The following is an 18,729-nucleotide window of genomic DNA, read 5'->3' as shown; positions in this document are numbered from 1 at the left end:
GCGCAGCCGGATGCGGCAGCCGATCAGCGCGTGGGCGCCACGACAGTCGCCAGCGCCTTGGGCATCGGCCCGCCGGGCTTGGGCTTGTCGTCGCACGCGGCCGTCATCAGGCCGAGGCAGAAGAGAAAGACAAATGCTGTGCTTCGCATGGGGCGGATGCTATGTCCGCGCACGCCACCGTCAAGTCGGACGCCGCGCCGTGCCGCGCGAGGCGGCCGCCGTCACCCCGTCACCCCGTCACCGCATCACCAGGCGTTGAACACGTCGTGCGCAATGCCGAAGCCCGTGCTCGCGCCGCTGCCGCTGGTCACCAGCACCACGCGCGTGGCGTCGTCGGGCGCGTCGATCACGCAGGGCGTGGTCTTCGACGACGGGTACACGCCGGTCCAGCGCTCGGTGATCTGCGCGGTCTCCAGGTTCAGCGTGCTGCGCAGGTGGCGCAGGATGAGCTGGTCGACCTCTTCCATCGCGAAGGGCTCGGGCGCGTCGCCGTAGTGGTGCGAGTCGCCCACCACCAGCGAGCCGTCGGCGCTCTGCACCACGATCAGGTGGATGCCGTGCGCGAGCGAGGCCGCCTCTTCCCGCTGCAGCCGCGCACGCAGCGCGGCGGCCTCGGGCAGGGTGCTGTAGCCCTCGTAGCGCACCAGGCTCAGGTCCATCATCACCGAGCCCGGCAGGCGAAAGCCCGCCTCGGGCTTCACGCGCAGCATCTGCAGGCGGCACAGCGTGAGCTCGTGCGCGGCAATGCGCTCGGCGAACAGGCCGTGCAGGTCGGTGTTGGTGCACACGGCCACGCGCTCGGCGTGCAGCGTGCCGCGCGAGGTGCGCACGCGCGGCGCGGCCACCTCGAGCACGGATTCGCCGAAACGGAAGGTCACGCCGTGCACCTCGGCCAGCCAGTTCGCGAGCAGGCCGATGGCGGTGCGCGACTCCACGCGCAACTCGTGCGGGCTGAACAGCACCGACTGCGCGTCGGCCAGGCTCAGCGCGGGCGCCTTGGCCTGCGCGTCGGCCGCGTCGAGCAGTTCGCAGGCCTCGCCCATCGGGGTGCGCATGAAGGCCTCGAGCACGTCGTGCGCCTCGGGGCGGTAGGCCGCGAGCCAGAGGTGGCGGTGCACGATGTCGATGCCCGCGTACGGCGCGATCTGCTGCCACACCTCGCGCGCATGCATGGCGCGGCGCCAGGTGTCGCCCGGCGCCTGGCCGGTGATGGTGATGAAGCCGAAGTTGCGGATCGACGCGCCGATGCAGGCCGCGTCGCGTTCGACCACGCACACCTTCAGGCCGCGCTGCGCGGCGGTGTAGGCATGGGCCAGGCCGACGATGCCGGCGCCGACCACGAGGAGGTCGAAATGGTCAGGGTGGTGAGCTTGTCGGGTGCCGGTCATTTACCGGTGCCTCCAGGTTTGGGTGCGCTTGAGCGCCCAGTGCCCCGCGAGCGCGAACACGCCCCGGCCGGCGGCGGCCGTGAGCATGATCAGCGAGGCCATGGCCGCTGCGGGCGCGACGTCGCCGGCGTCGTCCATGTTGAGCACGGCAACGGCGGCCAGCGAGGTCTGCGGCGAATAGAGGAACACGACGGCCGACACGGTCGTCATCGCGTTGACGAAAAAGTAGCCGCCCACGTTGAGCACCGTGGGCAGCGCCACCGGCAGGTGCACCAGCCACAGCGTGCGCCAGAACGGCACGCCCATCGACTCGGAGACCAGCTCGTACTCGCGGTCGAGCTGGCGCAAGGCCGTGAGCGAGGTGAGGTGCGCCACCGAGAAGAAGTGCGCCACCGTGCAGACCACCAGGATGGTCATGCTGCCGTAGATGGCGCGCAGCGGGTTCGAGGGCGAGATGAAGAAGAAGATGTAGCCCACGCCCAGCACCAGGCCCGGCACCGCCAGCGGCAGGTTGGCCAGCAGGTTGAGCAGCTCGCGCAGCAGGCCGAAGTGGCGCGGCTTCTCCACGAGGTAGGCCGACACGAAGGTGGCGAGCGCGCCCGCCACCGCCGCGCACACGGCCAGCCGCAGCGAGTTGAGGTAGCTGCCCCAGCCGCCGCCGTCCATGTTGCTGAAGTCGTAGTTCTTCAGCGACGGCGTGAGCTTGTAGGGCCAGTAGGTGGCCAGCGACGCGAACACGGCCATGCCGATCATCACGAGGATGGCCAGCGCCGTGAGCACGCAGAACGCCAGCAGCGCGCGATCGCGCACGCGCACCGGCTCGGGCTGGTACGGCGTGGCGCGCGCCGAGAGCGCCGCGGCCTGCTTGCTGCGCACGCGCCGCTCCACCAGAAACGACAGCACCGCCGGTATCAGCAGCACCAGGCCGACCACCGCGCCCATCTGGAAGTTCTGCTGCCCCACCACCTGCTTGTAGATGTCGGTGGCCAGCACGCCGGTCTGGCCGCCCACCACCTTGGGCACGCCGAAGTCGGTGATGACCAGCACGAACACCACCATCGCGGCCACGATGAGGCCGTAGCGCGACGACGGCAGCGTCACCGTGCGGAAGATGCGCCAGCGCGAGGCGCCCAGCGTCTGCGCGGCCTCGTACAGCCGGCCGTCGGAGGTGGCCATGGCGGTGGTGAGGATCAGCAGCGCATGCGGCAGCGTCCAGAACACCGAGCCCAGCACGATGCCCAGCGGCCCGTAGATCGACACCTCGCCCAGCAGCCCCTTGAACAGGCCCTGGTTGCCGAACAGGTACACCAGGCTGATGGCCGGCAGCAGCGACGGCGCGAGCAGCGGCACCAGCGCCACCGCGCGCAGCACGCCCTTGGCCGGCATGCACGACAGCGTGAGGCCGTAGGCGTACACGTAGGCGATGCCCGTGCAGATGACGGCGCTGACGGCGGCCAGCCCGAGGCTGTTGAAGGCCGACTGCACCAGCGCCGGGTTGTCGAGGTAGCGCGCGAAGTTGGCGAGGCCCACGAAGCCCCCCGCGCGGTCGAAGAAGCTCTGGCCGACCAGCGCGCCGACCGGCAGCGCGACGATCACGACCAGCAGCACCACCATCAGGGCGACGGCTGCGCCGGTCAGCCAGCGCTCGCGGTCGAATGCGCTGCTGCGCGGCGCCATCGCCGGGGCGACGGCGGTGGCGTCGGGGGAACTGCTCATGCTCAGTGCGCCAGGACCGACAGCGCGTTCAACGGCAACTGGATGTGGACCATGCTGCTGGGCACCAGCGGCTCGCCGCCGCCGCCGCGCGCATCGGCGGGCAGCTCGGCCTCGATCTCGATGCCCAGCGGCTCGCAGGCCAACCGGGCCGACGTGCGGTTGCCGAAGAACTCGGTGTCGAGCAGGCGCGCCGCGAAGCTGTTGGCGCCCAGTTCGGTGCCGTAGCGCTTGACCACCACATGCTCGGGGCGGATGCCCACGGTGGCTTGCGAGCCCACGCTGAGGTTGCCGGGCGCGCAGAACAGTTCGCTGTCGCGCACGCGCACCTTGCCGTCGGCCAGCACGGTGGCGGGCAGCATGTTCATGCGGCCCACGAAGCCGGCCACGAAGCGGGTGCGCGGCTGGCGGTAGAGCTCGTCGGGCGTGCCGGCCTGCTCGATGCGGCCGTTGTGCATGAGCACCACGCGGTCGGCCATCGACAGGGCTTCTTCCTGGTCGTGCGTGACCATGATGGTGACGATGCCCAGGCGCTTCTGCAGCGCGCGGATTTCGCTGCGCAGGCTGGCGCGCACCTGCGCGTCGAGCGCGGAGAGCGGCTCGTCGAGCAGCAGCATGCGCGGGTTCGGGGCCAATGCGCGCGCCAGGGCGATGCGCTGCTGCTGGCCGCCCGAGAGCTGCACCGGGTACTTGTCGGCATGCGCGGTGAGCCCGACCAGGTCGAGCATCTCGCGCGAGCGCTTGGCCATCTCGCGCGCCAGTGCGCCCGTGGGATGCAGCCCGTAGGCGATGTTCTGCGCCGCCGTGAGGTTGGGGAACAGCGCATACGACTGGAACACCACGCCGAAGCCGCGCGCCGCGGGCGGCAGGCCCGCGATGTCCTGGCCGCCCAGCAGGATCTGGCCGCTGTCGGCGCGCTCGATGCCGCAGACGATGCGCAGCAGCGTGGTCTTGCCGCAGCCCGAGGGGCCGAGCAGGCACACGAACTCGCCGGGCTCGATGTCCAGATCGATGCCGTCGAGCACGCGTGTGGCGCCAAAGGACTTGCCGATGCCGCGAAGGGAGAGAAAGCTGCTGCTGCTCGTCATGGCCGGGTACCGATTTGCTTCAGGGAGATCAGAGCGGCTTCTTTTCCGACTTCGACTCGTAGCGCTTGGACCACTCCGTCAGGATGCGGTCGCGGTTGGCGGCAGCCCAGGTGAAGTCGTTCTTGGCCAGCAGCTTCTCGACGTCGCCCGGCACGAACTCGAGCTTTTCCTGGATGCCCGGCAGCGCGAGCACGGCGAAGTTCTTCGCATACAGCTCGTTGGCCTGCTTGGTGACGGCCCAGTCGGCCAGCGCCTTGGCGGCGTCCTGCTTCTTGCTGGTCTTGATGATGCCGGTGGCTTCCATGTCCCAGCCCAGGCCTTCCTTGGGCAGCACGATGTCGATGGGGGCGCCGTCGCGCTTGGTCTTGTTGGCGCGGTATTCGAAGGACATGCCGAGCGCGAACTCGCCGGCGCCGGCCTGGCGGCAGGGCTTGCTGCCCGACTGGCTGTAGATGCCGATGTTCTGGTGCAGCGCGTCCATGTACTTCCACGCGTTGTCTTCACCCATCATCTGGATCCAGCCCGACACCATCAGGTAGCCCGTGCCGGAAGCGGCGGGGTTGGGCATGGTGATCTGGCCCTTGTAGACCGGGTTGGTCAGGTCGGCCCAGCTGGTGGGCTTGGGCAGGTTCTTCTTCGTCGCCTCGGCGGTGTTGAAGCAGATGGCCGACGACCACACGTCCATGCCGACCCACTTGGGCGGGTTGGCCGGGTCGCGCATGGTCGGCTTGATGGCGGCCAGGCCCTTGGGGGCGTACGGCTGGAGCATGCCTTCCTTGTCGAGCAGCATCAGCGAGGTGGCGGCCAGGCCCCACACCACGTCGGCCTGCGGGTTGGCCTTTTCGGCCAGCAGCTTGGCGGTGACGATGCCGGTGGAGTCGCGCACGAACTTCAGCTCGATGCTCGGGTTCTCCTTTTCGAAGGCGGCCTTGTAGGCCTGCACCTGGTCGGCCTCGAGCGCGGTGTAGACCAGCAGCTCGGTGCGGCCCTGGGCCGATGCGGCGAAAGCCAGCGAGAACAGGGCGGCCGGCACGAAGGCCCAGCGGAGTTGACGGTGCAGCATGGTGAGGTTCCCTCTGGAGAAAGTGAAGAACGTAGAGAAAGGAAAGGACGCGGTGCGGGACGCACGCACAGGCAAGCGAAAGTACGCAAGTCCAGCGCGGCGACGAATGGGGGCGATGCTGGCAGCGGCATATGACAGGGATTTGTCAGATGCCTCAAAAAAACACAAATACCCAAAACGGCGCCCCAAGGACGGCAGGCGGCGATGGCTTCGCGGTGGCTGCGTCATCCGCATGTCACTGCGCCCGGGCAAGCTTGCGGAGTTATTGCCGTGCTTTCGCCCCGCTTGCTCCGTTCGTTCCGTTCGCTCCGTTCGCTCCGTTCGCTCCGTTCGCTCCGTTCGCCCCGTTCGCCCCGCTCCACTTTCATGACACTCGACCTCGCCGAGATCGCCCGCCTGTTCGCCGAACGGGGCGGGGTGGCCTACGCGGGCGAGCCGGTGTCGCAGCTGGAGCACGCGTTGCAATGCGCATGGCTCGCCGAGCAGGCCGGCGCCGGCGACGCGCTGGTGACGGCCGCGCTGCTGCACGACCTCGGCCACCTGCTGATCGCCGAGCACCAGACCCTGTCGCATTCGCCCACCGAGCTGGGCATCGACGACCGGCACCAGTACATCGCCCTGCCCTTGCTGCGCGGCGCGTTCGACGTCGAGGTGCGCGAGCCGATCCGGCTGCACGTGGACGCCAAGCGCTACCTGTGCGCCACGCGGCCGGACTACTTCTCCAGGCTCTCGCCCGATTCGGTGCGCAGCCTCGCGCTGCAGGGCGGTGTGATGGACGATGCGGCGGCGAAGCGCTTTGCCGCGCTCGAATGGGCCGGCGACGCGGTGCGGCTGCGGCTGTGGGACGAAGAGGCCAAGGCCGAGGGGCTGCAGACGCCGCCGCTGGCGCATTTCCTCGCGACCGCGGCGCGGGTCATGCGGCGCTGACAGGTCTTTTTTCTGCCGCGCAGCCGGGTTTGGCCGCCGCTTCAGCCCGGTTTAAGAAACATTTGTCTACTATGGTTTCCTCACGATGAATGGCGCTCGAGCGCCTGCGAGGAAATCTGCATGTCTTCCACCGTTACCGCGCGTGCCGCCACGTTCGCCCAGGTCTTGCGCCGCGTCTTCCGGCTCGCGGCGCCCTACTTCCGGTCCGAGGAGAAATGGCGCGCCCGCGCGATGCTGCTGGGCATCGTGACGCTGAACCTTCTGTATGTGTACGTGGCCGTGCTGGGCAACCAGTGGTACGGGCGCTTCTACGACGCGCTGCAGAACAAGGACGCGGCCATCTTCTGGCGCGAGGTGGGCGTGTTCGGCTGGATCGCCTTCTTCAACATCGCGGTGCAGGTGCTCAAGTTCTACGTGACGCAGCTGCTGCAGCTGCGCTGGCGCTCCTGGATGACGCGCGACTACCTGACGCGCTGGATGGCCGACCGCACCTTCTATCACCTCGAACTCGCGCGTTACGCCAACAACGACGGCCACGCCCCGGACAATCCCGACCAGCGGATCCAGGAGGACATGCAGCTGTTCACCGACTACACGATGACGCTGTCGATGGGCCTGCTGAACGCCGTGGTCACGCTGGCGAGCTTCGTCGGCATCCTGTGGACGCTGTCGGGCAGTTTCCCGTTCTCGATGGGCGGCAGCACCTACCAGATCGCGGGCGCCATGGTCTGGCTGGCGGTGGCCTACTGCGTGGTCGGCACGGTCATCACGCACTTCATCGGCCGGCCGCTGATCGGCACCAACTTCCGCCAGCAGCGCTACGAAGCCGACTTCCGGCACCATCTGGTGCGCGTGCGCGAATACAGCGAGGCCATTGCGCTGGACAAGGGCGAGAAGGTCGAGCACGGGCAGCTCGACCTGCGCTTCGGCAGCGTGCTGCGCAACTACCTGCAGCTCATCAAGCAGCAGAAGAACCTGATCACCTTCACCTCGTTCTTCGGGCAGGCCGCGGTGATCTTCCCGTTCATCGTGTCGGCGCCGCGCTTTTTCAGCGGCGCGATCCACCTGGGGCAGCTGATGCAGATCACCTCGGCCTTCGGCAAGGTGCAGGACTCGCTGAGCTGGTTCGTCGACAACTACGACCGCGTGGCCGTCTGGCGCGCCACCACCGACCGCCTGACCAGTTTCGACGACGCCATGCGCGCCCATGCCAGGCAGTCGATGCCGATGGCCCGCGACGCGGCGCCGGAACTGCGCACCGACGACCTCTGGGTGGCGCTGCCCAACGGCACGGCCTTGCTCGACGGTGCCGCGCTGGCGGTGAAGCCCGGCGACAGCGTGCTGCTGCAAGGCCCCTCGGGCAGCGGCAAGTCGACGCTGTTCCGCTCGTTCGCCGGCATCTGGCCCTTCGCTCGCGGCCATGTGAAGGTGCCGGACGACGCCATGTTCATGCCCCAGCGCCCCTACGTGCCCGACGGCAAGTTGCGCGATGCGCTGACCTACCCCAACCCGGCCGCGAACTTCAGCGACGACCAGCTGCGCCAGGCCCTGAACGACGCCCTGCTGCCCGACCTGGTGAGCCGCCTGGACGACAGCGACGCCTGGAGCCAGAAGCTCTCGGGCGGCGAGCAGCAGCGCCTGGCCATCGCGCGCGTGCTGCTGAAGAAACCGGCGTGGCTCTTCGCCGACGAGATCACCAGCGCGCTCGACGCGCAGGCCGAAGGCGTGCTGTACAAGCGCCTCGCGGCCACGGTGCAGGCCGCCGGGGGCGCGATGGTGTCGATCGCGCACCGCGCGGCGGTGGGCGACTTCCACAACCAGCGATGGACGCTGGTGCCGCAGCTGGAAGGTGCGCAAGGAACGACGGGCGGCGCACGCTACCGCCTGGACACCTCGGCCGTTCAGCCCGCCGCGGTTTAGCGGTTTAGCGGCTCAGCGGCTCAGCGGCTCAGCGGCTCAGCCCTTGTAGCGCTCCCAGCCCTTCTTGCGCAGGTCGCAGGCGGGGCACTCGCCGCAGCCGTAGCCCCAGGCCTGGCGGTGCTCGCGGTCGCCGAGGTAGCAGGTGTGGGTCTCTTCCACGATCAGCTCGACCAGCGGCTCGCCGCCCAGGCGGTGGGCCATGGCCCAGGTCTCGGCCTTGTCGATCCACATCAGCGGCGTCTCGATGACCAGGCGGCGCTCCAGCCCGAGCGACAGCGCCAGCTGCATGGCCTTCATGGTGTCGTCGCGGCAGTCGGGGTAGCCCGAGAAGTCGGTCTCGCACACGCCGGTCACGATCACCTGCAGCCCGCGCCGGTACGCCAGCGCGCCGGCCAGCGTGAGGAACAGCAGGTTGCGCCCGGGCACGAAGGTGTTGGGCAGGCCGTCGGCCTGCATGGCGAAGGCCACCTCTTCGGTGAGCGAGGAGCCGCCCAGCTGCGCCAGCGCGGCGAGCGTGAGCACGTGGTCTTCGCCCAGACGCGGCGCCCAGTCGGGGAAGTCCTCGCGCATCTTCGCGAGGATGGTGCCGCGCACGTCGAGCTCGACGCGGTGGCGCTGCCCGTAGTCGAAGCCCAGGGTTTCGACGCGCTGGTACCTGGAGAGCGCATCGGCGAGGCAGGTCGTCGAGTCCTGGCCGCCGGAGAACAGGACGAGGGCGGTGGTGTGCAGGGGCATATCCGTCAGCGGCGCGGCGCTGTAGTCCAAAGGCGCAATTTTCGCAGGCTGCGGGGTGCGCGCAGATACGATCCCGCGCATGAGTACCAAACACCTGGTTGCATGGGCCGTCACCTTCGTGGTGCTGCTGGTGATCGACATGATCTGGCTCGGCGTCGTCGCCAAGGGCATGTACCAGGAGGCCATGGGCGACCTGATGTCGCCGAACCCGCGGCTGGGCTTCGCGGCCGTGTTCTACCTGGCCTACCCGATCGGCCTGCTGGTGTTCGCGATCGTGCCCGGGCTCGACCAGCAGGGCGTGCTGCGGGCCGCGCTGCTGGGCGCCCTGTTCGGCCTGTTCTGCTACGCCACCTACGACCTGACCAACCTGGCCGTCATCCGCAACTGGCCGCTGGCGCTGTCGTTCATCGACATTGCCTGGGGTGCGCTGGTGAGCGGCGTGGCGGCCGCGGCCGGCGCGGCGGCGCTGCGCTGGTTCGCCGCGCGCTGACTGCGCAGCGGCAGCCCGGCTGCCTTCTTTAAAGGAAACGCTCGAGCAGCTTGCGCGACGCGCGGTCCAGGTCCTTCACATCGGGAATCCTGAACTGCACGCCGTGCGCGCTGGCGATGAGCAGCGCGCCGCCCTCGAGGCGGCGGATGTCTTCCTCGGCCTTGAGCACGAAGGTCGTGTCGCCACGGTCGGTGCTCACGGTCCAGGTGCTGGGCACGCCGAAGCTCGACACGCCGTGCAGCCGCATCAGCGTGGGCGCGAAGTCGCGCACCGCGAGCTCTTCCTCGAGCAGCGCCTTGGTGGGCGCCGGCAGCTGCGCGACGTTGCCGACCCACACCAGCTCGCGCCCCTCGCTGCCGACCAGCGACACGCCGTGGTCGGGCGCGCTCAGCGGAAAGGCCCGCACGGGCGTGATGCCCACGTGGCGCTCGCCTTGGGCGTCGGTCAGCACGAGGCGGCCGAAGGCGTCTCGTGCGAGGCTGAAGCCGTTGCTGTCGGTGCCGGTGCCGGCGGCGGCTTTGTCGTCGTTGATGCTGTTGATGTCGTTGTTCATGCGTCCCCCGCCGGATGGGCTGCGTGGGTGATGGCAACGGGCGCCTGCGCCCCGGCGCGCTCGTCGGCCGCGCCTTCGCTCGCATCGTCGTCGCCCTGGCGCAACTGCGCCTGGTACAGCCGCCAGTAGGCGCCCTGCTTCGCCATCAAGGCGTCGTGCGGACCCACCTCGACCACCTCGCCGCGGTCCATGACCACGAGCCGGTCGGCCTTGCGCAGCGTCGACAGGCGGTGCGCGATGGCGATGGTGGTGCGGCCCTGCACGAGGTTGTCCAGCGCCTTCTGGATTTCCTTCTCGGTCTCGGTGTCCACCGCCGAGGTGGCTTCGTCGAGGATCAGGATGCGCGGGTCGATCAGCAGCGCGCGCGCAATGCTGATGCGCTGGCGCTCGCCGCCCGACAGGCCCTGCCCGCGCTCGCCCACCAGCGAGTCGTAGCCGTGCGGCAGCCGCAGGATGAAGTCGTGCGCGTGGGCCGCGCGCGCCGCGGCAACCACTTCCTCGCGCGTGGCGTCGGGCTTGCCGTAGGCGATGTTCTGCGCGATGGTGCCGAAGAACAAAAACGGCTCCTGCAGCACCAGCCCCACGTGGCGGCGGTAGTCGGCCACGGCGAAGCGGCGGATGTCGGTGCCGTCGACCTTGATGGCGCCGTCGGTCACGTCGTAGAAGCGGCAGATCAGGTTGACCAGCGTGCTCTTGCCCGAGCCGCTGTGGCCCACCAGGCCGATCATCTCGCCGGGCTCGATCACCAGGTCCAGGTCGTGGATGACGGCGCGCGAGCCGTAGCGGAACCCCAGGCTGCTCATCTCGATGCGGCCCTGCACGCGCTCCACCTTCACCGGGTTGGCCGGTTCGGGCACGTTGCTCACGTGGTCGAGGATGTCGAAGATGCGCTTGGCGCCGGCCGCGGCCTTCTGCGTGACCGAGACGATGCGGCTCATGGAGTCGAGCCGGGTGTAGAAGCGGCCGATGTACGCGATGAACGCGGTGAGCACACCCACCGTGATGCTGCCGCGCGCCACCTGCCAGATGCCGAAGGCCCAGACCACCAGCAGGCCGATTTCGGTGAGCAGCGACACGGTCGGCGTGAACAGCGACCAGGTGCGGTTGAGCTTGTCGTTCACCTGCAGGTTGTAGGCGTTGGCCACGCGGAAGCGCTCGGCTTCGCGGCGTTCCTGGGCGAAGGCCTTGACCACGCGGATGCCGGGAATGGTGTCGGCCAGCACGTTGGTCACCTCGGACCAGACACGGTCGATCTTCTCGAAGCCGGTGCGCAGGCGGTCGCGCACCACGTGGATCATCCAGGCGATGAACGGCAGCGGCACCAGCGTGACCACGGCCAGCAGCGGGTTGATGGAGAACAGGATGACCGCGGTCATCACGATCATCAGCACGTCGTTGGCGAAATCCAGTGCGTGCAGCGACAGGAAGACGTTGATGCGGTCGGTTTCCGAGCCGATGCGCGACATCAGGTCGCCGGTGCGCTTGCCGCCGAAATAGTCCAGCGGCAGCGTGAGCAGGTGCTCGTAGGTGGTGGTGCGCAGGTCGGCGCCGATGCGCTCGGACACCAGCGCCAGCAGGTAGGTGCGCGCCCAGCCCAGCCCCCAGCCGACCAGCGCCGCGATCAGCAGGCCGCCCAGGTACAGGCCGACGCGCATGGTGTCGATCTTCTGGCCGTTCTGGAACGGGATCAGGATGTCGTCCATCAGCGGGATGGTCAGGTACGGCGGCACCAGGGTGGCGGCGGTGGAAATCAGGGTCAGTACAAACCCGAGGATCAGCTGCTTGCGGTACGGACCAGCAAAACGGCCCAGGCGCAGCAGCACCCAGGTGGACGGCGGGGTCTGGATTTCGGTGTCGATCGCGCCGTCTTCGCCGTCGGCCGCGTCGATGGCGGCCGGAGTCTCCTTGGCGACACCTGTCGTTCGCTGTCCGAACAACTTGAGCAGGCGCAGTGCCGCCACCTGCCCGCCGAGCGTGTAGCGCCAGCGGCCCAAACGGCCCGCGGGGCCCGTCAAATCAAGGGTTCCGACGCCGGAATGGTCGGAAAGGCGCAGTTCCAGCGTCGAATCGGTCAGCGGCCACTCACGCCATTCGCCGCCCGGTTCGAGCGCAATCAGCCTGCGGTCAGTCAGCGCCACCAGGCCGCTGGCGAAGCGAAGTTGGTCGTCGAGGTCAACCGTCAGTGTTACCAGAACGTTTTCCGCGACTGCGAGACGGTTTTTCAGCAGTGCTGAAGCCGCCTCGGTTTCGCCCTCCCGGGTGCCGACTGGATCGTGATGTTGCATTGTGTTTCTTTGACTCTTGCCCGTCGCGGGCCGCATGGACCGCGTGATGGCGCCCTTCGTCGGGCGCCGATTCTGACCGATCATCATGGGCGCGCTTGAAGGCGCCGTGGTGCTCGGCCAAAGCACATCGAACGTTTGCATGACCCGTTTCGACGACATCCAATTGCTGCGCATCAACTATTTGCGCGGTCCCAACCTCTGGACCTACCGTCCGGTGCTCGAAGTCTGGCTCGACCTGGGCCTGCTGGAAGACTTCCCCTCCAACAAGATCGACGGTTTCACCGACCGCCTGACCGGCCTGCTGCCGGCGCTCATCGAGCACCACTGCGGCGTGGGCGAGCGCGGCGGCTTCATCCAGCGCCTGACCGAAGGCACCTGGTCGGGGCACGTGCTGGAACACGTCGTCATCGAGCTGCTGAACCTGGCCGGCATGCCCACGGGCTTCGGGCAAACCCGCAGCACCTCGGAGCACGGCGTCTACCGCATGGTGTTCCGCGCGCGTGACGAGCAGGTCGCCCGGGTGGCGCTGGCCGAAGGCCACCGCCTGCTGATGGCGGCCATCAACAACGACCCGTTCAGCGCCGCCGAGGTGCAGAAGGCCGTGGACGCGGTCAAGGCCAAGGTGGAAGACTGCTACCTCGGCCCGAGCACCGCGGCCATCGTGGCCGCCGCCACCGACCGCGGCATTCCGCACATGCGCCTGAACAGCGGCAACCTGGTGCAACTGGGCTACGGCGCCAACCAGCAACGCATCTGGACGGCCGAGACCGACTACACCAGCGCCATCGGCGAATCGATTGCCAGCGACAAGGAACTGACCAAGTCCCTGCTGGCCAGCTGCGGCGTGCCGGTGCCCGAAGGCCAGATCGTCGAAAGCGCCGAAGAAGCCTGGGAAGCCGCCGAGGACATCGGCCTGCCGGTGGTGGTGAAGCCCTCGGACGCCAACCACGGCCGCGGCGTGTCGCTGGAGCTGACCACGCGCGAGGAAGTCATGGCCGCCTATGCGGTGGCCGAGCCCGAAGGCAGCGACGTGATGGTCGAGCGCTTCATTCGCGGCCACGAACACCGCCTGCTGGTGGTGGGCGGCGAAGTGGTGGCGGCCGCGCGCGGCGAGATCATCACCGTGACCGGCGACGGCCAGGCCAGCGTGCGCGAACTGATCGACAAGCAGCTCAACAGCGACCCCCGCCGCGGCGCCGAGGAAGAATTCCCGCTCGACGTGATCGTGCTGGACACCGACGCCAAGCTGCAACTCGAACTCAAGCGCCAGGAACTGGACGGCAACGCCGTGCCGGCCGCCGGGCGCGTGGTGACGATCCAGCGCAACGGCAACATGGCCAACGACTGCACCGACCAGGTCCACCCCGAAGTCGCGCACGCCGCCGTGCTGGCCGCGCGCGTGGTGGGCCTCGACATCGCCGGCATCGACCTGGTGGCGATGGACATCTCCAAGCCCTTGGGCCCGCAGCGCGGCGCCATCGTCGAGGTCAATGCCGGCCCCGGCCTGCTGATGCACCTGAAGCCGGCCGTCGGTTCGCCGCGCCCGGTGGGCCGCGCGATTTGCGACCACCTGTTCCCCAACGACGCACCCGGGCGCATTCCCGTGGTCGGCGTGGCCGGCTCGCGCGACGCCGCCGTGCTGGCGCGCCTGGTGGCCTGGCTGATCAACCTCGGCGGGCGCCACACCGGTCTCGCCTGCCGCGACGGCCTGTTCCTGGAACGCCGCCGCGTCGACGCGCGCAACAGCGCCAACTGGGACGCCGGCCACCGCCTGCTCGTGAACCGCGCCGTGCAGGCCGTGGTGATCGAGAACGGCGCCGAGACCATCCTGCGCGACGGCCTGTCCTACGACCGCTGCGAAGTCGGCATCGTGACCGACCTCGACGGCTTCGAAGCCCTCGCCGACTACGACATCACCGAGAGCGACCAGATGGTCAAGGTGCTGCGCACGCAGGTCGACGTGGTGCTGTCCGAAGGCACGGCCGTGTTGAACGCGGCCGACCCGCGCGTGGCCGGCCTCGCGCCGCTGTGCGACGGCGCCGTGATCCTGTATGCGGCCGACCCGCAGGCCGCCGCGCTCACCGCGCACCAGTCCGCCGGCGGCAAGGCCGTGCTGGTGCGGCAGGACCGCGTGGTGCTGGCCAACGGCAGCAGCGAGTCTTTCCTGCCCGGCCTGGGCCGGCTGACCGTGTGGCGCGCCACCCATGCCGGCGTGAGCCTGGAAAGCCTGCTGGCCGCCGTGGCGGCCGCCTGGGCCCTGGGCATTCCGCTGAACCTGATCGGCGCCGGCGTCGAGGCCTTCGAGGCCGACCTGCAGGCCGCCCTTGCGTCGCTGCAGCTGTCGCAGACCCAGCCCCTCCAACCCCAACTGGCCTGAGGCGTGGCCTCGCCAGACCGTAGCACTCGTAGCCCCCGCAGCCCATGAAAGTCACCCGCATCCGAGCCCTTCGCGGGCCCAACCTCTGGAGCCGCCACACCGCCATCGAGGCGGTCGTGGCCTGCGAAGGCGATGAGAACGCCATCAGCAAGCTGGCCGGATTCGAAGCCCGCCTGCGCGCGCGCTTCCCCACCATCGGCGAGCTGCACCCCATGGTGCTGGGCCAGCCGCTGGCCCTGGCCCACGTGCTGGAAAACACCGCCGTGGCGCTGCAGGCCCAGGCCGGCTGCGCCGTGAACTTCGGCCACACCTCGCAGACGCTGGAAGAAGGCGTCTACCAGGTCGTGTTCCAGTACAGCGAGGAGGCCGTGGGCCGCCGCGCCATCGAACTGGCCGAGCAACTCATTGCCGCCGCGCAGGCCGACACCCCGTTCGACGCCGACGCCGCCATCACCGAGCTGCGCGACCTCGACGAATCCGAGCGCCTGGGCCCGAGCACCGGCTCCATCGTCGATGCGGCCGTGGCACGCGGCATTCCGTACCGCCGCCTCACGAGCGGCAGCCTGGTGCAGTTCGGCTGGGGTTCGAAGCAGCGCCGCATCCAGGCCGCCGAAGTCGACAGCACCAGCGGCGTGGCCGAGTCGATCGCGCAGGACAAGGAACTCACCAAGCAGCTGCTCAACGCCGCCGGCGTGCCGGTGCCGCTGGGCCGCCCCGTGAGCGACGCCGAAGACGGCTGGGCCGCGGCGCATGAAATCGGCCTGCCGGTCGTGGTGAAGCCGCAGGACGGCAACCAGGGCAAGGGCGTCACCGTCAACATCACCACGCGCGACGAACTGTTCGCGGCCTACGCCTCGGCCGCGGCCTACGGCGAGGTGATGGTCGAGAAATTCCTGCCCGGCTTCGACTTCCGCCTGCTGGTGGTGGGCGACCGCCTGGTGGCCGCCGCGCGGCGCGACCCGCCGCAGGTGATCGGCGACGGCAACCTGAGCGTGCGCCAGTTGGTGGACACCGTGAACCTCGACCCGCGCCGCGGCGAGGGCCACGCCACCTCGCTCACAAAGATCCGCCTGGACGACATCGCCATCGGCCGGCTCGAGTCGCAAGGCCTCACGCCCGACAGCGTGCCCGCGCTGGGCCAGCGCGTGGTGCTGCGCAACAACGCCAACCTGTCCACCGGCGGCACCGCCACCGACGTGACCGACACCGTGCACCCCGAAGTGGCGGCACGCGCCGTCGACGCGGCGCAGATGGTCGGCCTGCACATCTGCGGCGTCGACATGGTCTGCGAGAACGTGCTGCGTCCGCTGGAAGAACAGCACGGTGGCGTGGTCGAAGTGAACGCCGCGCCCGGTTTGCGCATGCACATCTCGCCCTCGTTCGGCCGCGGCCGCGCCGTGGGCGAAGCGGTGATGGACACCCTGTTCGCGCATGGCGACGACGGCCGCATTCCGGTGGTCGCCGTCACCGGCACCAACGGCAAGACCACCACCGCGCGCCTGATCAACCACCTGCTGGCCTCCAGCGGCCTGCGCACCGGCATGACCAACACCGACGGCGTGTATGTCGACGGGCGCCAGACCGACAGCGGCGACTGCAGCGGCCCCAAGAGCGCGCGCAACGTGCTGATGCACCCCGACGTGGATGCGGCCGTGTTCGAAGTGGCCCGCGGCGGCGTGCTGCGCGAAGGCCTCGGCTTCGACCGCTGCCAGGTGGCCGTGGTCACCAACATCGGCAGCGGCGACCACCTGGGCCTGAACTACATCACCACGGTGGAAGACCTCGCGGTGTTGAAGCGCGTGATCGTGCGCAACGTGGCCGCCGACGGCTACGCGGTGCTCAACGCCGCCGACCCGAATGTCGCCGCCATGGCCGCGGGCTGCCCCGGCCACGTGATCTTCTTCACCGCCGACCGCATGCACCCGGTGATGGCCACGCACCGCGCGCAGGGCAAGCGCACCGTGTACGTCGACCAGGACACGCTGGTGGCCGCCGAAGGCTCGTGGCGCGAACGCATCGCGCTGCGCGACGTGCCCATCACGCGCGGCGGCACCATCGGCTTCCAGGTCGACAACGTGATGGCCTCCGTGGCCGCGGCCTGGGCCGTGGGCCTCGACTGGGACACCATCCGCAGCGGCCTCGCGAGCTTCATGAACGACGCGGCCGGCGTGCCGGGCCGCTTCAACGTGATGGACTACCGCGGCGCCACCGTCATCGCCGACTACGGCCACAACACCGACGCCATGCGCGCGCTGGTGTCGGCCGTGGACACGATGCCGGCGAAGAAGCGCTCGGTGGTCATCAGCGGCGCGGGCGACCGCCGCGACTCCGACATCCGCGACCAGACCGCCATCCTCGGCGAAGCCTTCGACGACGTGATCCTGTACCAGGACGCGGCGCAGCGCGGGCGTGCCGACGGCGAGGTGATGGCGCTGCTGCGCCAGGGCCTGCAGGGCGCGGCGCGCACGCGCTACATCGACGAGATCCGCGGCGAGTTCGTGGCCATCGACACGGCGCTCGCGCGGCTGCAGCCCGGCGACCTGTCGCTGATCCTGGTCGACCAGGTCGAGGAAGCGCTCGCTCACCTGGCGCAGCGCATCGCAGCGGGCTGAGCCCCGCTTGCCGGACACGTCCCACATGCAGGGGCGCGTCCGGCCCGGCATCGGAGTGCGGCTGTCCCACAGACCCGCAGCCCCGGCCGGCACCACACTGTGGCTCCAGTCGCGCACCTCGGAGGGCGCGGCGTCTCACCAGACCAGGAGCCCGCATGACAACAACAGTTCGTTCCCTTCTTTCCGCCACGGCCCTCTTCGCGGCCAGCGGCTTCATCGTGTTCGGCGCCCAGACCGCCGGCGCGCAGGCCCCGGGCTCCGACGCCCGCATGCAGAAGGAACGCGCCACCTGCGACGGCGTGCAGCAAGACCGCGCCGCCTGCCTGCGCGAAGCCGGCGCCGCCCGCCAGGAAGCCGGCCGCAGCGGCCTCACCACACCGAGCCCGGCGCGCGGCCAGGTGAATTCGCTGGCCCGTTGCAGCGAGCAGCCCGGCCCCGACCAGGCCGACTGCGAAGCCCGCATCAAGGGCGGCGCCCGCACCACCACCGAGGGCAGCGTGATGGGCGGCGGCGTGATCCGCGAGACCGTCACGCCCCTGCCGGCACAGCCCGCGCGCTGAGCCGGTTCATTGAATTTTCTTTCCCCGCGTTCTTCTCCGCGTTCTCCGGTCACTCCAAGGAGCCAACCATGAAAAGCCAGACCCGTTCGATGATCTTCGCCCTGCTTGCCATCGGCAGCGTGGCCAGCGCCACGGTCGCATCCGCGGCGGGCCCGCGCCGCGGCGACGGCGGTGGCAGCGGCATCTACCAGCAGGAACTTTCGGTCTGCGGCCACAACCAGCAAGACCGTGCCGCCTGCATCCGCGAAGCCGGCGCCGCCCGCCAGGAAGCCGCGCGCGGCGGCCTCACCGGCGCGCCCGACTACCGCGCCAACGCGCTCGCGCGCTGCGGCCTGCAGCAGCCGGCCGACCGCGCCGATTGCGAAGCCCGCGTGCTCGGCGGCGCGGGCAACACCCGCGCGGCCGTGGACGGCAGCGTGATGGGCGGCGGCGTGATCCGCGAGTCGGTCACCACCACCGTGATGCCCGCGCCGGTCGTGATGCCTGGCCCCGCCGTGATGCCGGCCCCGATGCCCCGCCCGATGGAGCGTGCGCCCGCACCGATGATCGCGCCGATGCCCGCGCCCATGCGCTGAGGCAGGGCACCCGGCATCCGGGCACCCGAAGCGGGCCATTCCTGCCACACCTTCCCCGGGGCTTGCCCCTGGGTGGAGGCGATGCCCTTCGTTGTCACACGACTGTCATAAAAGGCATGGGCGTGCTAGCTATAGTTCTCGGTCCCTGCCTACCGAGGAAACACTTCCCCATGAATGCCATCAAGGTCGCTCGCCGATTCATTGAAACGGACCCGGCCAACGAATCGGCCAAGATCCTGGCCCAGCTCGTGTTGGCGCTCGAGTCCGAACGCAGCTTCGAACTGGTCACGCTGTACAGCCTCGACTACAAGAGCTTCCAACTCGCCATGGACATCCTGAAGGAATGGCGGCTCGACCGCTACTACGCCAGCAAGTCCAAGCTGTTCGACCTGTCGCTGCAGGTCACCGAACTCGAGAAGAGCTGAACACCCGCTGGGCACGCC

16 protein-coding genes are annotated in these 18,729 nt (G+C 69.4%); 8 read left to right on the top strand and 8 right to left on the bottom strand.

The window, feature by feature from the left end; genetic code table 11:
* Positions 1–23 precede the first annotated feature (23 nt).
* From BM004_RS41880 to BM004_RS02100, 5 genes are all read right to left on the bottom strand, one after another.
* Positions 24–149 (bottom strand): hypothetical protein, encoded by a 126-nt coding sequence (locus tag BM004_RS41880; RefSeq protein ID WP_256219755.1) that lies wholly within the window; start codon positions 147–149, stop codon positions 24–26.
* Between the two features lie 96 nt (positions 150–245).
* A complete protein-coding gene (locus BM004_RS02115) occupies positions 246–1,388 on the bottom strand; it encodes a TIGR03364 family FAD-dependent oxidoreductase (protein ID WP_093210992.1) in 1,143 nt (380 codons plus the stop codon).
* Complete coding sequence (locus BM004_RS02110) at positions 1,389–3,104, bottom strand: putative 2-aminoethylphosphonate ABC transporter permease subunit (RefSeq protein ID WP_093210990.1); 1,716 nt, start codon at positions 3,102–3,104, stop codon at positions 1,389–1,391.
* A 2-nt stretch (positions 3,105–3,106) separates the two neighbouring features.
* On the bottom strand, positions 3,107–4,189 hold the full coding sequence (locus BM004_RS02105; protein WP_093210988.1) for an ABC transporter ATP-binding protein: 1,083 nt from the start codon (positions 4,187–4,189) through the stop codon (positions 3,107–3,109).
* A 28-nt stretch (positions 4,190–4,217) separates the two neighbouring features.
* On the bottom strand, positions 4,218–5,252 hold the full coding sequence (locus BM004_RS02100) for a putative 2-aminoethylphosphonate ABC transporter substrate-binding protein (RefSeq protein WP_093210986.1): 1,035 nt from the start codon (positions 5,250–5,252) through the stop codon (positions 4,218–4,220).
* A gap of 366 nt (positions 5,253–5,618) precedes the next feature.
* On the opposite strand from BM004_RS02100, the gene BM004_RS02095 reads away from it, so the two are divergent.
* A complete protein-coding gene (locus BM004_RS02095) occupies positions 5,619–6,179 on the top strand; it encodes a phosphonate degradation HD-domain oxygenase (protein ID WP_093125645.1) in 561 nt (186 codons plus the stop codon).
* A 120-nt stretch (positions 6,180–6,299) separates the two neighbouring features.
* Positions 6,300–8,099, top strand: coding sequence for an ABC transporter ATP-binding protein/permease (locus BM004_RS02090; protein ID WP_093210984.1), 1,800 nt, complete (start codon positions 6,300–6,302; stop codon positions 8,097–8,099).
* 36 nt (positions 8,100–8,135) lie between these two features.
* Here BM004_RS02090 and queC read toward each other — a convergent pair whose 3' ends face one another.
* The gene (gene queC, locus BM004_RS02085) at positions 8,136–8,834 is read right to left on the bottom strand and encodes a 7-cyano-7-deazaguanine synthase QueC (RefSeq protein WP_093126748.1); all 699 of its coding nucleotides are present in this window, start codon (positions 8,832–8,834) and stop codon (positions 8,136–8,138) included.
* Positions 8,835–8,913: 79 nt separating this feature from the next.
* Between queC and BM004_RS02080 the strand changes: the two genes are divergently transcribed.
* Positions 8,914–9,324, top strand: a complete 411-nt coding sequence (locus BM004_RS02080) for a DUF2177 family protein (protein ID WP_093125651.1) — start codon at positions 8,914–8,916, stop codon at positions 9,322–9,324.
* Between the two features lie 28 nt (positions 9,325–9,352).
* Here BM004_RS02080 and BM004_RS02075 read toward each other — a convergent pair whose 3' ends face one another.
* Both BM004_RS02075 and BM004_RS02070 read right to left on the bottom strand, forming a co-directional pair.
* The gene (locus BM004_RS02075) at positions 9,353–9,877 is read right to left on the bottom strand and encodes a cyanophycin metabolism-associated DUF1854 family protein (protein WP_093210982.1); all 525 of its coding nucleotides are present in this window, start codon (positions 9,875–9,877) and stop codon (positions 9,353–9,355) included.
* Positions 9,874–12,162 carry a cyanophycin metabolism-associated ABC transporter gene (locus BM004_RS02070; protein WP_093210980.1) on the bottom strand — a complete coding sequence of 763 codons (2,289 nt, stop codon included), beginning with the start codon at positions 12,160–12,162 and terminating at the stop codon, positions 9,874–9,876. The genes BM004_RS02075 and BM004_RS02070 overlap by 4 nt, the downstream gene beginning before the upstream one ends.
* A gap of 85 nt (positions 12,163–12,247) precedes the next feature.
* Between BM004_RS02070 and cphA (BM004_RS02065) the strand changes: the two genes are divergently transcribed.
* The 5 genes from cphA (BM004_RS02065) to BM004_RS02045 all read left to right on the top strand — a co-directional run bounded on the left by cphA (BM004_RS02065) (position 12,248) and on the right by BM004_RS02045 (position 18,711).
* Entirely contained in the window at positions 12,248–14,539 is a 2,292-nt protein-coding gene (gene cphA, locus BM004_RS02065; protein WP_093125656.1) for a cyanophycin synthetase, read from the top strand.
* Positions 14,540–14,583: 44 nt separating this feature from the next.
* Positions 14,584–17,151: a cyanophycin synthetase gene (gene cphA, locus BM004_RS02060; protein WP_093125658.1), complete on the top strand. Its 2,568-nt coding sequence runs from the start codon at positions 14,584–14,586 to the stop codon at positions 17,149–17,151.
* Between the two features lie 155 nt (positions 17,152–17,306).
* On the top strand, positions 17,307–17,711 hold the full coding sequence (locus BM004_RS02055; protein WP_093125662.1) for a hypothetical protein: 405 nt from the start codon (positions 17,307–17,309) through the stop codon (positions 17,709–17,711).
* A gap of 68 nt (positions 17,712–17,779) precedes the next feature.
* A complete protein-coding gene (locus BM004_RS02050; RefSeq protein ID WP_093210978.1) occupies positions 17,780–18,286 on the top strand; it encodes a hypothetical protein in 507 nt (168 codons plus the stop codon).
* A gap of 170 nt (positions 18,287–18,456) precedes the next feature.
* Positions 18,457–18,711, top strand: coding sequence for a hypothetical protein (locus BM004_RS02045; protein WP_093125665.1), 255 nt, complete (start codon positions 18,457–18,459; stop codon positions 18,709–18,711).
* Positions 18,712–18,729 lie beyond the last annotated feature (18 nt).

The organism is Variovorax sp. OK212, from assembly GCF_900112425.1.
Classification (GTDB): domain Bacteria; phylum Pseudomonadota; class Gammaproteobacteria; order Burkholderiales; family Burkholderiaceae_C; genus Variovorax.
The sequence above is the reverse complement of the archived record's forward strand: the minus strand, read 5'-3'. Positions and strand labels throughout refer to the sequence as shown.

Bases quoted from the DNA above. Each gene is read 5' to 3' on its own strand.
- BM004_RS41880 (WP_256219755.1), bottom strand. From the start codon at position 149: ATGCGAAGCACAGCATTTGTCTTTCTCTTCTGCCTCGGCCTGATGACG.
- BM004_RS02095 (WP_093125645.1), top strand. From the start codon at position 5,619: ATGACACTCGACCTCGCCGAGATCGCCCGCCTGTTCGCCGAACGGGGC.
- BM004_RS02075 (WP_093210982.1), bottom strand. From the start codon at position 9,877: ATGAACAACGACATCAACAGCATCAACGACGACAAAGCCGCCGCCGGC.
- BM004_RS02055 (WP_093125662.1), top strand. From the start codon at position 17,307: ATGACAACAACAGTTCGTTCCCTTCTTTCCGCCACGGCCCTCTTCGCG.
- cphA (WP_093125658.1), top strand. From the start codon at position 14,584: ATGAAAGTCACCCGCATCCGAGCCCTTCGCGGGCCCAACCTCTGGAGC.
- queC (WP_093126748.1), bottom strand. From the start codon at position 8,834: ATGCCCCTGCACACCACCGCCCTCGTCCTGTTCTCCGGCGGCCAGGAC.
- BM004_RS02045 (WP_093125665.1), top strand. From the start codon at position 18,457: ATGAATGCCATCAAGGTCGCTCGCCGATTCATTGAAACGGACCCGGCC.
- BM004_RS02070 (WP_093210980.1), bottom strand. From the start codon at position 12,162: ATGCAACATCACGATCCAGTCGGCACCCGGGAGGGCGAAACCGAGGCG.
- BM004_RS02090 (WP_093210984.1), top strand. From the start codon at position 6,300: ATGTCTTCCACCGTTACCGCGCGTGCCGCCACGTTCGCCCAGGTCTTG.
- BM004_RS02050 (WP_093210978.1), top strand. From the start codon at position 17,780: ATGAAAAGCCAGACCCGTTCGATGATCTTCGCCCTGCTTGCCATCGGC.
- BM004_RS02100 (WP_093210986.1), bottom strand. From the start codon at position 5,252: ATGCTGCACCGTCAACTCCGCTGGGCCTTCGTGCCGGCCGCCCTGTTC.
- BM004_RS02110 (WP_093210990.1), bottom strand. From the start codon at position 3,104: ATGAGCAGTTCCCCCGACGCCACCGCCGTCGCCCCGGCGATGGCGCCG.
- cphA (WP_093125656.1), top strand. From the start codon at position 12,248: ATGGGCGCGCTTGAAGGCGCCGTGGTGCTCGGCCAAAGCACATCGAAC.
- BM004_RS02080 (WP_093125651.1), top strand. From the start codon at position 8,914: ATGAGTACCAAACACCTGGTTGCATGGGCCGTCACCTTCGTGGTGCTG.
- BM004_RS02115 (WP_093210992.1), bottom strand. From the start codon at position 1,388: ATGACCGGCACCCGACAAGCTCACCACCCTGACCATTTCGACCTCCTC.
- BM004_RS02105 (WP_093210988.1), bottom strand. From the start codon at position 4,189: ATGACGAGCAGCAGCAGCTTTCTCTCCCTTCGCGGCATCGGCAAGTCC.